This window comes from Frankia sp. RB5, assembly GCF_059816245.1.
Map to the genome: position 1 here is coordinate 85,330 of NZ_JCBATA010000009.1, position 12,057 is coordinate 97,386.

Annotated in this window: 12 protein-coding genes; all 12 read right to left on the minus strand. The window is 73.6% G+C overall.

Features of this window, described 5'->3' with window-relative positions; genetic code table 11:
- Positions 1–99: 99 nt before the first annotated feature.
- Genes AC6EXY_RS06680 through AC6EXY_RS06735 form a run of 12 tightly spaced genes read right to left on the minus strand, consistent with a single transcriptional unit; the run spans position 100 to position 12,028 of the window.
- Entirely contained in the window at positions 100–981 is an 882-nt protein-coding gene (locus AC6EXY_RS06680; RefSeq protein ID WP_499816845.1) for an SDR family NAD(P)-dependent oxidoreductase, read from the minus strand.
- A complete protein-coding gene (locus tag AC6EXY_RS06685) occupies positions 978–1,994 on the minus strand; it encodes a methyltransferase (protein WP_101830511.1) in 1,017 nt (338 codons plus the stop codon). Before AC6EXY_RS06685 ends, AC6EXY_RS06680 begins: the two co-directional genes overlap by 4 nt.
- Positions 1,991–3,532, minus strand: a complete 1,542-nt coding sequence (locus AC6EXY_RS06690) for an FAD-dependent monooxygenase (protein WP_101830510.1) — start codon at positions 3,530–3,532, stop codon at positions 1,991–1,993. Before AC6EXY_RS06690 ends, AC6EXY_RS06685 begins: the two co-directional genes overlap by 4 nt.
- A 1-nt stretch (position 3,533) precedes the next feature.
- On the minus strand, positions 3,534–4,472 hold the full coding sequence (locus tag AC6EXY_RS06695; RefSeq protein ID WP_101830509.1) for an aromatase/cyclase: 939 nt from the start codon (positions 4,470–4,472) through the stop codon (positions 3,534–3,536).
- Between the two features lie 24 nt (positions 4,473–4,496).
- The gene (locus tag AC6EXY_RS06700) at positions 4,497–5,282 is read right to left on the minus strand and encodes an SDR family NAD(P)-dependent oxidoreductase (RefSeq protein ID WP_101830508.1); all 786 of its coding nucleotides are present in this window, start codon (positions 5,280–5,282) and stop codon (positions 4,497–4,499) included.
- 14 nt (positions 5,283–5,296) lie between these two features.
- A complete protein-coding gene (locus AC6EXY_RS06705) occupies positions 5,297–6,658 on the minus strand; it encodes an acetyl-CoA carboxylase biotin carboxylase subunit (protein WP_101830507.1) in 1,362 nt (453 codons plus the stop codon).
- A complete protein-coding gene (locus AC6EXY_RS06710; RefSeq protein ID WP_499816844.1) occupies positions 6,659–7,177 on the minus strand; it encodes an acetyl-CoA carboxylase biotin carboxyl carrier protein in 519 nt (172 codons plus the stop codon). It abuts the gene before it with no gap.
- Between the two features lie 35 nt (positions 7,178–7,212).
- Positions 7,213–8,934: an acetyl-CoA carboxylase, carboxyltransferase subunit beta gene (accD, locus tag AC6EXY_RS06715; protein ID WP_101830505.1), complete on the minus strand. Its 1,722-nt coding sequence runs from the start codon at positions 8,932–8,934 to the stop codon at positions 7,213–7,215.
- The gene (locus AC6EXY_RS06720) at positions 8,931–9,185 is read right to left on the minus strand and encodes a phosphopantetheine-binding protein (RefSeq protein ID WP_243407236.1); all 255 of its coding nucleotides are present in this window, start codon (positions 9,183–9,185) and stop codon (positions 8,931–8,933) included. Before AC6EXY_RS06720 ends, accD begins: the two co-directional genes overlap by 4 nt.
- Positions 9,166–10,428: a ketosynthase chain-length factor gene (locus AC6EXY_RS06725; RefSeq protein ID WP_101830503.1), complete on the minus strand. Its 1,263-nt coding sequence runs from the start codon at positions 10,426–10,428 to the stop codon at positions 9,166–9,168. Before AC6EXY_RS06725 ends, AC6EXY_RS06720 begins: the two co-directional genes overlap by 20 nt.
- Entirely contained in the window at positions 10,425–11,705 is a 1,281-nt protein-coding gene (locus tag AC6EXY_RS06730) for a beta-ketoacyl-[acyl-carrier-protein] synthase family protein (protein ID WP_101830502.1), read from the minus strand. Before AC6EXY_RS06730 ends, AC6EXY_RS06725 begins: the two co-directional genes overlap by 4 nt.
- Positions 11,702–12,028 (minus strand): TcmI family type II polyketide cyclase, encoded by a 327-nt coding sequence (locus AC6EXY_RS06735; RefSeq protein ID WP_101830501.1) that lies wholly within the window; start codon positions 12,026–12,028, stop codon positions 11,702–11,704. The genes AC6EXY_RS06730 and AC6EXY_RS06735 overlap by 4 nt, the downstream gene beginning before the upstream one ends.
- Between the last annotated feature and the right edge of the window lie 29 nt (positions 12,029–12,057).

Here is a 12,057-nt window from a genome sequence, read left to right on the forward strand (position 1 = left end):
TCCCTGTTCTCGAGGCCCGGCCGTTCGCGTCAGCCTGGGCGTTCTAGTTAGGATTACCGATCTAGTTAGGATTACCGATAGTTGGTTTCCAAAACCAATCTAGCACAGGCGCGCCGGCGCTGGTGGGGACGGCGCCGGTGGGGACTGGGCGGCCGGGGACATCGTGGGCAGGTGCGCGAGGAAGCCGCCGTCCACCGGGAGGACCTGCCCCGTGACGAAGCCCGCCGCCGGCGACGCGAGGAACGCCACCACGGTGGCGACGTCCGCGGGGGTGCCCAGGCGCGGCACCAGGTTGTCGCGGCGGAACGCCTCCCGCACGAACGGGGGCATGTCGGCGTCGAGCGCCGGCGTCCGGATGAGGCCGGGCGCGACCGCGTTGCAGCGCACGCCGAACTCCCCGTAGGCCGCCGCGATGAAGCGGGTCAGCGCGATCAGGCCGCCCTTCGAGCTGCCGTAGGCGACCATGGCGCGATCTCCGGCCAGGCCCTGGCCGCTGGCGATGTTGATGATCGAACCGCCACCGCGGGAGATCATGACCGGCACGGCGTGCTTGCACAGCAGCATCGGCCCGCGCAGGTTCACCGCCATGACCTCGTCCCACAGCTCGACGGACATGGTCACGACGTCGCGGTCGCGGGGGATCGCCGACGTCAGCGCGGCGTTGTTGTCCAGCACGTCCAGGCCGCCGAAGGTGTCCACGGTGAACCGGACGAGGTCGCGCACGCTGTCCTCGTCGGCGACGTCGACCGGATGGGCCACCGCCGTCAGGCCGGCGGCGGACAGCTCGTGGGCGACCTTGTCGAGCGGCGCGGTCGGGACGTCGGCGATCACGACGTTCGCGCCGGCCCGCGCCAGCGCCGCCGCGGTCTCGGCCCCGATTCCGCCCGCACCCCCGGTCACCACCGCGACCTTGCCCGCCAGCCCCAGCCCCGCCGACCCCGCCGACCCCGGCCCCGGCTCGGGCGTCTCGGGGGGCGTCATGCCCGCGCGCCCTCGACGACACTGCAGAAGCCGCCGGGCACGATGCGGGTCAGTTCGAGGCCCGCGCCGCGCAGCAGGTCGCTGAACTCGGCCTCGGTACGCTGCTTGCCGCCGCACAGCACGAGCATGTTGAGGTCCATCAGCTTCACCGTCGGCGACGGTTCCGGTTTGCTCGGCATGAGGACCTCGACGAGCAGGACCCGCGCGGCCGGCGACATCGCGTCGCGGACCCGGGTGAGGATCCGCCCTGACGCGTCGTCGTCCCAGTCATGGATGACGTTCGACAGCAGGTAGGCGTCGGCGCCGGGCGGCACGGCGTCGAAGAAGCTGCCGGCGACGATATCGACCCGGTCGGCGACGCCCGCGGCGCGCAGCGACTCGCCGGCGCCGGCGACCACGTCCGCCTGGTCGTACAGCACACCGTGCAGGTCGGGGTAGGCCCGCAGCGTCTCGGCAAGCAGCGCGCCGTGCCCGCCGCCGACGTCGACGATCCGGCGCAGCCCGGTGAAGTCATAGGCGCGCACCGCGGGAGCGATCATCTGGTTGGAGGCGCTCGTCATCGCGTCGTTGAAGACCGCGGCGGTGTCCGGGTGGCCGGCCATGAAGTCCCAGACGTCGCGGCCGTGGGTCACCTCGAAGGCGGGCTGGCCGGTCCGCACCGAGGTGACCAGGTTCGACCAGGTGTAGCGCTCGGCGGGTTCGCCGACCCAGCGGGCGAAGGCGCGCATGGAGTTCGCGCTGTCCGAGCGCAGCGCGTGGCCCACGTCGGTGAGGATGAACACCTGCCCGTCGAGTTCCTCGAACAGGCCGAACTCGGTGCAGGCGCGCAGCAGGCGGTACAGCGTCGGCGGGTGCGCGTCGACGGCGCTCGCCAGCTCGCCGACGCCGCGGGGGCCGTCCGCGAGGGCGTCGGCGACGCCCAGGGTGGCGGCGGCGCTCACGGCCGCGGACATCCAGCTGGACGTCGCGAGCTGCAGGATGCGGGCGTGCGGGGGGATCCGCTCGGGGGTCATGATGGCGCGAGCTCCTCATCCGGTCGGGGCGAGATCGGGTGGTTGACGTCGGTGGCGGCGGGACCGAACCAGCGGCGCAGCGCGGCGGGCAGGCCGGCCGGGGTGCCGCGGCCGGTACCCCGCCAGGCGACGTGGCCGTCGGGGCGAACCAGGATGTGCTCGGGCCAGGAGACGGCCCGCACGCGCGGGTGCCGCGGCCGGCTCGGGTCGGCCGCGTCGGGAGTGAGCAGAAGGCCCCTGCCGGACCGCAACAGCTCGTCGGTCGACCGTCCGCCGAGGTCCAGCGCGGGCAGCCGGCGGCCGACGAGCGGGTCGGGGTCGTCTCCGTAACGCACGTCCACGCCGCTGGTGAGGCCGGCGAGCTGGGCCCGCGCGGTCGGTTCGGCGAGCAGGTCGGCCAGCACGGCGCGCAGCGGGTCGATCGCGGGGCCGCCGAGCAGCAGGTCCTCCTGCGCGACGACGGCGCGCAGGATCCGGGCGCCGACGGGGTGGCGTTCGTCGTGGTAGGTGTCGAGCAGGCCGGCCGGGGCGTCGCCGCGGGCGGCGGCGCCGAGCTTCCACCCGAGGTTGACCGCGTCCTGCAGGCCGAGGTTGAGGGCCTGCCCGCCGATCGGCAGGTGACGGTGTGCGGCGTCGCCGGCGAGCAGTACCCGGCCGCGGCGGTAGCCGGTCACCTGGCCGTGGGAGTTGTCGAAGGCGTCCACCCACACGGGGGTGCCGTGACGGATGTCCTCCCCGGTCACCGCGAACCAGCGCTGGGCGACCTCGGCGAACGTCGGTGCGGTGGTGCGACGGGTCACGGTCCGCCCGTGCTCGTGCACCATCACCCGGGTGACGCCGTCGCGGGCGTCGGCGACCGCGAAACCGCCTGGGCGCCGTTCGAACCGGCGCTCGGCAATGTCGATCCCGCGCACGTCGGCGCGCAGCAGCTCCCGGGTGGGCGCGCTCGCGGGGAAGTCGAAACCGCCGAGACGGCGTACGGTGCTCTCCTCGCCGTCGCAGCCGACGACGAACCGGGCCCGTAGCCGGACCGGCCCGCTCGGGCCGACCACCGTCGCGACGACGTGGGCCCCGGCGTCAGCGGAGCCGGCCGGCGAGTCCGCGGGGGAGTCGAGGGCGATGAGGTCGTAGGGGCGGCGCGGCTCAACGCCGAGGGCCAGGGCCCGGCGGGCGAGCGCCGCCTCGGTCCGGTACTGCGGCACCTTCCAGTTCCCCGCGTACGGGCTGTCCAGGTGGGACAGCTCGAAACCCAGCCCGCCGAAGTGCGAGCGTGGTTCTGGCCGCGCCTCGGCCAGCAGCTCGTCGACGCCGCGGGCGTGCAGGATCTCGGCGGTGCGGGTGTTGAGCTGCGCGGCGCGCGACTGGGTCATCGGCGCGGGCAGCCGGTCGACCAGGACGACGGCCGCCCCGGCGAGCCGCAGCTCGCCGGCGAGCATGAGCCCCACTGGACCGGCGCCGACGACGAGGACGTCGGCGCGCGGGCCAGCGCCAGGACCGGCGCCGGCTCCAGGGGCAGGGTCGGGTGGGACCGCCGGCATCTCAGCGTCCCTCGGCGTAGGACTTCGCGTGTCGAAGCGTCGCGAGGCTGTTCGTGCCGAGCGCGGTACGCACGTACTGGCGGGCGTCGGCGAGCCCGGCGCTCGGGCCGAGCACCGCACGGATGTTGCTCTCGTTGATGCGGACCGTGTGCCGCGACGTCGCGCGCACACCGCCGCCGGGGAGGTCCTCCAGCAGCCAGCGCCCGGTGTGCAGGGTCATCAGTGCCGGCACCCGCACCTGCTTGTAGACGATCCGCTCGGACGGCTGGCAGACCCGCACCGAGGTGGTGGTGTGTGTCGAGCCGTCGGCGGTGCGGGTGTCCATCTCCAGCAGTTGCAGGCCGGGGGTCTCCTCCACCAGCGAGACCCGGGCGACGTGCGGCAGCCGCTCGCCCCACAGATGCGCGTCGTTGATGAAGTCGTAGACGTCGGCGGCCTTGCCATCGATCTCGAGGGCGTCGTCGAAGGTCAGCAGGAGGTCGGGGGCGCCCTGGTCGAGCTCGGCGGTGTCGCGCAGTGCCGCGAGTTCGGCCCGACTGTTGCGGTCGACGGCGGTGTCGATCCAGGCGAGGTCGGCGGGGTCGTCGGTGGCGGCGTGGTAGTCGTGGGTGAGCCGGACGCGGCTGGTGCCGTCCGGGCGCGGCTCGATGATCCACGCGCCGCCCATCGCGCCCACGGGAGGCTGGGAGACCTCCTGGCGGAAGGTGACGGTGCGGGCCGCCGGGTCGAGTTCGCGGCGCGACGTCCAGGTCTTCGCGGCGCCGTTCGCGGTCGCCCACAGCCGGATGCGCTCGTGGGACTCGCCGCGTTCGAGCTGTTCGGCGTGCACCGTCGGCGCGAACAGCGACGGCCAGTTCTCGACGTCGGCGATGAGCTGGTAGAGGTGGTCGGGCGGCGCGGCGACGGTGATCTCGTGCTCGACGGTGCGGGTCGCGGGCATGGGTTCCCTCCCGAGGGGTGTGGATCAGAAGTTGCCGAGACCGCCGCAGACGTTGATCGCCTGCGCGGCGACCGACGCGGCGTCGTCGGTGACGAGGTAGCCGACCATCGCGGCGACCTCGCGCGGGGTGGAGTAGCGGCCGAGTGGGATCTTGGCGTGGAAGCGCCGCAGGACCTCGTCCTCGGAGGTGTCCCAGGCGGCGGCGTAGCCCGCGCGCACCCGCTGCGCCATCGGCGTCTCCACGTAGCCGGGGCAGACGGCGTTGACGGTGATCCCGGTGCTGGCCAGCTCGTTGCCCAGGGCCTTGGTGAACCCGACGACGCCGTGCTTCGACGCCGAGTACGGCGCGCCGAGCACGACGCCCTGCTTGCCGGCGGTGGAGGCGATGTTGACGATCCGCCCCCAGCCCCGGTCACGCATGCCGCCGACGGACAGCACGTCCCGGGTCATCAGGAAGACGCTGGAGAGGTTGGTGTGCAGCACGTCGAACCACAGGTCGTCGGCGATGTCGGCGGTGACGCCACCGCCGCTGCGACCGGCGTTGTTGACGAGGATGTCGACATTGCCGTAACGGCGGACCGCCGCGACGACGAACGCCCGGATCTGCTCGGGGGAGCGCACGTCGGCCGCGGAGCCGTCGACCTCGTGGCCGTCCGCCCGCAGCCGCTTCACGGTCAGCGCGACCTGGTCGGCGTCCCGGGCGCACAGGTAGACGCGGTGCCCGCGGCCGGCGAGCAGTTCGGTGACGGCGAGTCCGATCCCGCTCGTCGCTCCGCTGACAAGGGCGGTCCTGCTGGTCTGCTCGGACATGCTTGCGCGGCCTCCTAACGCTGGTCCGGCCGGCCGGTCAGCCGGTCGACGATCGTGGTGTCGTGGGTGCCGGTGGCGAAGTGCTCGTCGGCGAGGACGCGGCGCAGGAACGGGATGGTGGTGCGTACGCCCGGCCCGGACACGGTGAACTCGGCGAGTGCGCGGTCCATCCGCGCGAGCGCCTCGGCGCGGGTCGGCGCCCAGGTCAGCAGCTTGGCCAGCAGTGAGTCGTAGCTGGTGGCCATCCGGTAGCCGGGATAGCCGTGGGTGTCGACGCGGACGAAGGGCCCGCCGGCGGGGACGAACCGCTCCAGGCGTCCCGGGGCGGGCAGGAAGGCGCGGTCCGGGTCCTCGACGTTGATGCGGCACTCGATCACCGCGCCCCGTGCGCTGATGTCGTCCTGGGCGAAGTCCAGCCGGCCGCCGGCGGCGATCAGCAGCTGTTGGCGGACCAGATCGATCCCGGTGCGCAGTTCGGTCACCGGATGTTCCACCTGGATGCGGCAGTTGACCTCCATGAAGGAGAACGCGCCGTCCGGCCCGACCAGGAACTCGAAGGTGCCGGCGCCCACGTAGCCGGCGGCCTTCGCCCCGGCCACCGCCGCCTGTGCCATCCGCTCCACCAGGTCGGCGGGCAGTCCCGGGGCGGGGCTCTCCTCGACCAGCTTCTGATGACGCCGCTGTACCGAGCAGTCCCGTTCGCCGAGGTGCACGACGCCGCCGTGGGAGTCACAGAGGATCTGGATCTCCACGTGCCGTGCCGAGGGCAGGTAGCGCTCGACGAACACCCGCGGGTCACCGAACAGCGCCCGGGCGTTCGCGGACGTCTCGGTGTACGCCCGCACGAAGTCCTCGCCGTCGCGCACGACCGTCATGCCCCGGCCGCCACCGCCGGCGGCGGCCTTGATGATGACCGGGTATCCGATGGCCTCGGCCACGCCATGGGCCTGGTCGGCGCGGCGCAGGGGCTCGAGGCTGCCCGGCAGCAGCGGCATGCCCGCGCCCGCCATCAGCGCCCGCGCGGCCGTCTTGTCCCCCAGCGCCGCGATCACCTCCGGCGGCGGCCCGATGAAGACCAGGTCGTTGTCGCGGCAGACCTCGGCGAAGTCGGGATCCTCGGACAGGAAGCCGTAGCCGGGGTGCACAGCGTCCGCGCCGGTCTTGCGCGCGGCCTCGATCAGCGCCGGGATGTGCAGATAGCTGCGCCTGGCCGGGGCCGGGCCGATGTGCACCGCCTCGTCGGCCAGGGCCACCGCGGCGGATTCGCGATCCTCGGTCGAGTACACCGCGACGGTGCGGACGCCGAGTTCGCGGCAGGCCCGCAGCACTCGCACCGCGATCTCACCCCGGTTCGCGACGAGCACCTTGCGCACCACTCACGCCTCCCCATCGGCGAGGGCGAGCAGGCGCTCGCCGTACTCGACGGCCTCGCCGTCGACCCGTAGCACCGCGGTGACCCGGCCCGCCTGGTCCGCCTCGATCGGGATCATGAGCTTCATCGCCTCGATGATCCCGATCTGCTGCCCGGCGGACACCACGTCGCCCACCTGGACGAACGGCGGCGAACCGGGTGCGGGCGCGGTGTAGAAGGTCCCCACGGTCGGCGCGGTGACGTACCTGGCGTCGTCCGCCGCGGGCGTGCCGGCGGTCCGTCCGCCGTCGGACGTGGGGTTCTCGGCCTGGGACAGGGCCGCCGGGGCAGGGCTTTCGAGGCCGAGTGCGGCCGATGCGGTGCCGGCGAGGACCGCGGTGGGGGCGACCGCCGCGGCGGGCTCGGGCCATTCGATCTCGACGGCGGTGTCCCCGACCCGTACCCGCAGCGTGCGCGGCGTGCGGCCCAGCTCGCCGAGCAACTCGACCGCCTGCTGGCGCACCTGTTCCAGCGGCGTTCGCACCTGCGGCTCGTCGGTGGGAGTGGGAGGCGGCGCCGTCACGACACACGCGCCGTCAGCTCGGCGCCGTACGCGCGGAACCGCTCGCGCCGGGCGCGCAGGAGTTCGGTGCCGTCCCGCGCGGACAGCCGAGTGAGCTCGGCGGTGAGCACGGCCCGTACCCGCCGGGCGGCCTCGGCGTGGTCGGCGCGGCTGCCGCCGGCCGGCTCCCGTAGCACGCCGTCGACCACGCCGAGGCGGAGCAGGTTGCGGGCGTCCAGCCGCAGCGCGGACGCGGCGGCGGGGGCCTTCGACGGGTCGTTCCACAGGATGGCGGCGCAACCCTCCGGCGTGATGACCGAGTACACCCCGCGCTCGACGATGAGCACCTGGTCGGCGACGGCCAGGGCGAGCGCGCCGCCGCTCCCGCCCTCGCCGATGATGAGGGTCAGCACCGGCACCGGCAGGCTCGCCATCAGCCAGATGCTCCGCGCGATCGCGAGGGCCTGCCCGTCCTCCTCGGCGGTGCGCCCCGGGTAGGCCCCGGGGGTGTCGACGAAGGTGACCACCGGCAGCCCGAGCTTGGCGGCCAGGCGCATCAGCCGGGCCGCCTTGCGGTAACCCGCCGGGCTAGCCATGCCATAGCTGCGCGCCGTGAGTTCCGCGACGGTACTGCCCTTCTGGTGCCCGAGCACCACGACACCGCGACCGTCGATCCGACCGAGGCCGCCGACGAGCGCGGCGCAGTCGGCGCCGAGACGGTCACCGCGCAGCTCCTCGAAGTCGTCGAAGGCGCGGTGGACGTAGTCCAGGGTCGTCGGCCGGTCGAGTTCCCGCGCCTGCTGGACCGCCCGCCACGGGTCGACCTGCGCCAACCCCTCGGGATCGCGGACCACCAGATCATCCGGTTGGTGCGACGGCGGGTCATCCGGCCGCGCCCGGGGCACCGGCACCGATCTCGCGGGTGGGTGGGTGCGGACGGCGGCCACCAGACGGCCGAGGGTGGCACGCAGCTGGGCGCGGGGGCGCACCGCGTCGATGAGTCCGTGCTCGAGCAGGAACTCGGCGGTCTGGAAGTCGTCCGGCAGGGACTCGCGGATGGTCTGCTGGATGACCCGGCGGCCCGCGAAGCCGAGCCGGGCCCCGGGCTCGGCGATGATCACATCGCAGAGCGTCGCGAACGACGCGGCCACCCCGCCGTAGGTCGGGTCCGTGACCAGGGAGAGAGTGAGGATGCCGGCCTCGTCGAGGCGGGCCAGCGCCGCGCTCGTCTTCGCCATCTGCATCAGCGCGAGCGGGCCCTCCTGCATCCGGGCGCCACCGGACGCGGAGACGATCAACAGCGGTACCCGGCGGCGTAGGGCCAGCTCGGCCGCCTGGGTGATGAGCTCGCCGCTGGCCGTGCCGAGACTGCCGCCGAGGAACCGGAAGTCCATCGCCGCGGTGACGACCTCGTGCCCGTCGATCCGGCCGCTGGCGACCAGCACGCCCTCGGCGAGGCCGGTGCGCCGGCGGGCCTGCTCCAGCCGCGCCGGGTAGGGCTGGGTATCGGTGAAGCCGAGCACGTCGCGGCTGCTCGCGGGCAGGTCGTGCAGGTCCACGGTGCCCGGGTCGTAGAGCTGCTCGAGGCGCTGCGCCGCCGTCAGCCGGTGGTGATGGCCACAGTCCGGGCATACCCCGAGGGCACGGGCGAGCCGCCGACCGTAGAGCATCGTGCGGCAGCCCGGGCACACCGTCCAGTCCGCGGCGGCGGCCTCCGGGTGCGCCACGACGCCCGTCATGCCGGCTCCCCCTCCGTTGCGTTGGCGAGGTCGAGCAGGTCACGCGGGGTGCTCGCCGCGACCGCGGCGTCGTCGTCCAGGTCGATCCGGTATTCGCGGGCCAGGCGCGAGGCGGTCTCCAGCAGCGCGAGGGAGTCGTAGCCGAGCTGCTCGAACGTGACGTCGAGAATGTCGCCGTCGAGATCGACGCCCTCCCCGGCGCCGGAGCCCTCGATCAGGACACGTTTGAGATCATCCAGAGTCAGTCGCATCATGTACCTCCTCGTTCGCGTGTCGAGACGTCCCGGGGGCGGCGCGCACCACCAGCGCCGAGTTGAAGCCGCCGTGGCCGCGGGCGAGCACGAGCGCGCGGCTCACCGTCATCGGCCGTGCGCGGCTGGTGACGAGATCCAGCCGGTGGCGCGCGGCCCGTTCGACGTTGACGGTCGGCGGCACCACGCCGTCCCGGATGGCCAGCAGCGCGGCGACCACGTCGAGGGCGCCGCCGCCCGCGTACAGCCGGCCGGTCATCGTCTTCGGCGCGGTCACGGGGACCGCGCCCGGTCCGAACACGGCCGTGATCGCGTCGGACTCGACCTGGTCGAGCTCGGGAACCGCGGCCGCGTCGGCGAAGACGATGTCGATCTCGGCGGGTTCGACGCCGGCCGCGTCGAGCGCCCCCTCGATGGCGCGGCGCAGCCCGGGTGGGCGTCCGCTGCCGGGCAACGGGTCGAAGGTCGCCGCGTAGCCGGCGAGCTCGCCGTATACGCGCGGCGCGCCGCGCTCGGCGGCGGCGCCCGCGTCCTCCAGGACGAGGATGGCGCCGCCCTCACCGGGGACGTGGCCGGCGGCGGCGTCGTCGAACGGCTGGAACGCGCGGTCGGGGTCGGCACTGGTGCTCAGCCGGCCGCCGGCGAGCTGCGCCACCCAGCCCCACGGGCACAGGGAGCCGTCCACCCCGCCGGACACGATCAGCCGGCTGCCCCGGACGAGCTGGCGATGCGCCTGGGCGAGCGCGTCGAGCCCACCGGCCTGGTCGGTCACGACCACGCCGCTGGGGCCCTTCATCTGGTGGCGGATGGAGATCTGACCGGTGTTCACCGCGTAGAACCAGGCGAACGCCTGGTAAGCGCTGACGTACTCGCTGCCCTGGCTCCAGAGGTTGCGCAGTTCCCGCTGGCCGAACTCGAACCCGCCGGCGGAACTGGCGGTGATCACTCCCATGTCGTAGGGGTCGTAGGTGTCCGGGCCGACACCCGCGTCGGCGAGCGCCCAGTCGGCGGCCACCAGCGCGAGCCGGGTCATGTGGTCGGTCTGCGGCAGCAGCCGGCTCGGCAGGTACGCGGCGGCGTCAAAGCCCGGCACCTCCCCGGCCAGGCGGGCCGGGTAGTCGCGGGCGTCGAAGCGGCGCACAGGGCTGAGCGCGCCGCGGCCGGCGAGAGTGGCCGCCCAGAAGTCGTCGGCCCCGAGGCCGTTCGGGGCGACCACCCCGATCCCGGTCACGAGCGTGGTCACGACGGCTCACCGCGCAGCACCATGGCGCTCTGGAAGCCGCCGAAGCCGCTGCCGACGCTCAGCACCGTGCGGGTCGGCCACTCCCGCGCGCTCAGCGGCACGTAGTCCAGGTCGCACTGCGGATCAGGGGAGTGCAGGTTCGCCGTGGGCGGCACCACGTCGTTCTGGATCGCGAGCACCGACGCGGCGATCTCCAGCGAGCCGATCGCCCCCAGGGAATGACCGATCATCGACTTGATCGAGCTCACCGGGACGCGGTACGCGTGGTCGCCGAGAGCACGCTTGAACGCCGCGGTCTCGTGCCGGTCGTTCTGCTTGGTGCCCGAACCGTGCGCGTTGATGTAGTCGACCGCCGTGGGGCGCAGGCGTGCCTCGCGCAGCGCGAGGCCGATCGCCTCGGCCATCTCCGCGCCATCCGGGCGCAGACCGGTCATGTGGAAGGCGTTGCAGCGCGAGGCGAAGCCGACGATCTCGGCGTAGATCCGCGCGCCGCGCCGTCGCGCCCGCTCCAGGGGCTCCAGGACGAACACCGCGGCGCCCTCGCCGAGGACGAAGCCGTTGCGGGTGGCGTCGAACGGACGGGAGGCGTGCGCCGGGTCGTCGTTGCGGTTCGTCGTTGCCTTGATCGCGTCGAAGCAGGCCAGAGTGATCGGGGAGATCGGCGCGTCGGCGGCGCCGGCGATCATCACCTCCGCCGAACCCTCCCGGATGAGCCCGCAGGCGTGGCCGACGGCGTCCAGGCCGGAGGTGCACCCCGTGGAGACCACCGCGACGGGACCCTCCGCGCCGTGGTCCCAGGCGACCTCCGCCGCGAACGAGCTGGGCACCAGGTAGTCGTAGAGGTGCGGGGTGGCGTAGCGATGATCGACCTGGTGCAGCCGGCCGTCGTCGCTGACGACCCGGTACTCCCGCTCCAGGCCGGTGGTGGCGCCGACCGCGGTGCCGATCGTCACGCCGAGACGGGACGGGTCGAGCTCGTCGAAGCTGAGCTCGCTGTCGGCCACCGCCTCCCGGGCGGCGACCACGGCGAGCTGCGCCGCCCGGTCCATCCGGCGGACCTCCCGCGCGGTCAGCCCGGCGAGGAGCGGATCGAAGTCGATCTCGGCGGCGACCTGGGAGCGAAACGGCGACGGATCGAAGAAGCTGATCGTGCGCGTGGCCGTCCGCCCCTCGCACAGCAGGCTCCAGAACTCCTTGGTCCCCTGCCCGCCGGGACTCAGCACGCCCACTCCAGTGATCACCACCCGTCGCCGCTCGACGGGTGCTGGGCGGCTCACCGGGCGGCCCAGTGGTAGAAGCGGGTCGCCATCGCGTCCTTCGGGGAACGCCAGGTCGCCGGGTCGTAGGCATCGATGAACGGGGTGAGGTCGGCGCTGATCCGCACGAACGCGGGACGCTCGCGCGCCTGCTGGATCGATGTCTCCCCCGCCTCGCCGTCGAAGTCCTGCAGGTGGAAGTACAGGCCGCGGTAGTGGAAGAGCTCTCGGCGCCGGGTGCCCATCAGCCCCGGCATCTCGGTGTCGTCGAATCGCGCGAACAGGTCCGCGACCTCGCCGCTCGAGGTCGGGTTCATCCGCGCCACGATCAGCGTGCTGTACATGGCTGGCCTCCGTTCCTGGCCGTGGGGGC

Excerpts from the sequence above, each read along its gene's own strand:
- AC6EXY_RS06680 (WP_499816845.1), bottom strand. The coding sequence starts at position 981 with ATGACGCCCCCCGAGACGCCCGAGCCGGGGCCGGGGTCGGCGGGGTCG.
- AC6EXY_RS06700 (WP_101830508.1), bottom strand. The coding sequence starts at position 5,282 with ATGTCCGAGCAGACCAGCAGGACCGCCCTTGTCAGCGGAGCGACGAGC.
- AC6EXY_RS06690 (WP_101830510.1), bottom strand. The coding sequence starts at position 3,532 with ATGCCGGCGGTCCCACCCGACCCTGCCCCTGGAGCCGGCGCCGGTCCT.
- AC6EXY_RS06735 (WP_101830501.1), bottom strand. The coding sequence starts at position 12,028 with ATGTACAGCACGCTGATCGTGGCGCGGATGAACCCGACCTCGAGCGGC.
- AC6EXY_RS06720 (WP_243407236.1), bottom strand. The coding sequence starts at position 9,185 with ATGCGACTGACTCTGGATGATCTCAAACGTGTCCTGATCGAGGGCTCC.
- accD (WP_101830505.1), bottom strand. The coding sequence starts at position 8,934 with ATGACGGGCGTCGTGGCGCACCCGGAGGCCGCCGCCGCGGACTGGACG.
- AC6EXY_RS06695 (WP_101830509.1), bottom strand. The coding sequence starts at position 4,472 with ATGCCCGCGACCCGCACCGTCGAGCACGAGATCACCGTCGCCGCGCCG.
- AC6EXY_RS06685 (WP_101830511.1), bottom strand. The coding sequence starts at position 1,994 with ATGACCCCCGAGCGGATCCCCCCGCACGCCCGCATCCTGCAGCTCGCG.